The organism is Exiguobacterium sp. 8A (genome assembly GCF_902506275.1).
Lineage (GTDB): Bacteria > Bacillota > Bacilli > Exiguobacteriales > Exiguobacteriaceae > Exiguobacterium > Exiguobacterium profundum.
Genome location: NZ_LR733697.1, coordinates 1 through 1,238 on the forward strand (window position 1 = coordinate 1; position 1,238 = coordinate 1,238).

The window sequence follows — 1,238 nt, forward strand, 5'->3', positions numbered from 1 at the left end:
CTTCTACACAGTCGACTCGGCCGTGTTGAACACGACATCCGTTGACACCGAACTGACCCTCGGGTTCACGATCCTCAAAAGTAACGGGATCAAGTTCAGTCCGGTGTCGACGATCACGTTTAGCGACGGTACAGAGTTGACGTGTGAAGCCGATGACCCACGTAGGGTTCCGTCGCTCGTGGACACTACGGACTCTTGGGATTTCGCTTGTGAGGCAGACGAGTTCCCGGAGGACAGCGACGGCGCGAAGCTCGTTGTCGTCGATGACTACAACTGACGTCACAGATCCTGCTGGCGGCCGAGCAGCGGGCAGCGGAATCGCCACGAGGGAACCGGCGGCGGTTCCAAGTATGTGGGTGCCGACCAGTAGATTGAAGAGAAGCTCGCTGATCGGAGGACCCAGTGTTGAAATCGGAATTCCAGGCGCATCCGCTGTGGGACACGTTGCAGACCGCGTCGACGCTGATCGGCTCTCTTCATGATGAGGTGAGCGATGCGGAACGAAGCGAGCTAAACCGGGTGCGAGAGTTGCTGGCTTTCTCGCAGGCGGTGAAACCGCTCGGCGCACACAACGCCCGCCGGTTCAACCAGGCACTTCTAGACGAATTACACAGCCCGTGGACCTCCGCGCTGTCCTACTTGCAGAACCGGTCCACCACCGCCAGTCCGTCTTACACCGATCAAGCCGTCATCTATGCGGAGGGCACCCTGCAACCGCTGTACGCGATGTGGACGCCTCCGTTGCCTCCGGCACAACAGGCGCAGCTACGGAGCTTCTACGACGACCTCGTCGAACAGCAGGACGTGGACATCGCCCTCCTACACGAGAAACGAACTGCGCTCGGCGAACGGCTGGAGGAGCTCGGCGAGGAGGCGGAGCAGCGGTTTACGGTGGTCTCTACGGCGTTGGAATCGTTGCAGAACACGGCGAGCAGTGCCGGCGAAACCGTTGACGGGTACGAGGCGCGCGTTGACACAGTCGTCGACAACGGCACCAAACGAATCAACGAACTTGAGTCGACAAACACGAAGAACTACACGGCGTGGCAGCAAGCGCAAGGGGAGCGGTTCGATGAGGACTTCGCCCCATTCAAGGCGGCAATTGAGCAAAAACTCCAGGAAGCCGACGGCACGCTTCAACGACTGCGGGAGACAAACAAGGAGTACGAGACTCTTACTGCAGCGGCGGCAGCGAACACCCTTGCACATAGTTTCTCACGGGAGGCGCTCACCACTCG

Annotated in this window: 2 protein-coding genes; both read left to right on the top strand. The window is 59.8% G+C overall.

Annotated features, from left to right (window positions below; translation table 11 throughout):
- Nucleotides 1–277, top strand: a 277-nt coding sequence (locus GVY42_RS16340; protein ID WP_159565749.1) for a hypothetical protein, incomplete at its 5' end; no start/stop codon positions are given.
- A gap of 128 nt (nt 278–405) precedes the next feature.
- Nucleotides 406–1,238: hypothetical protein (locus tag GVY42_RS16345; protein WP_159565751.1), on the top strand; the 833-nt coding region annotated here is incomplete at its 3' end.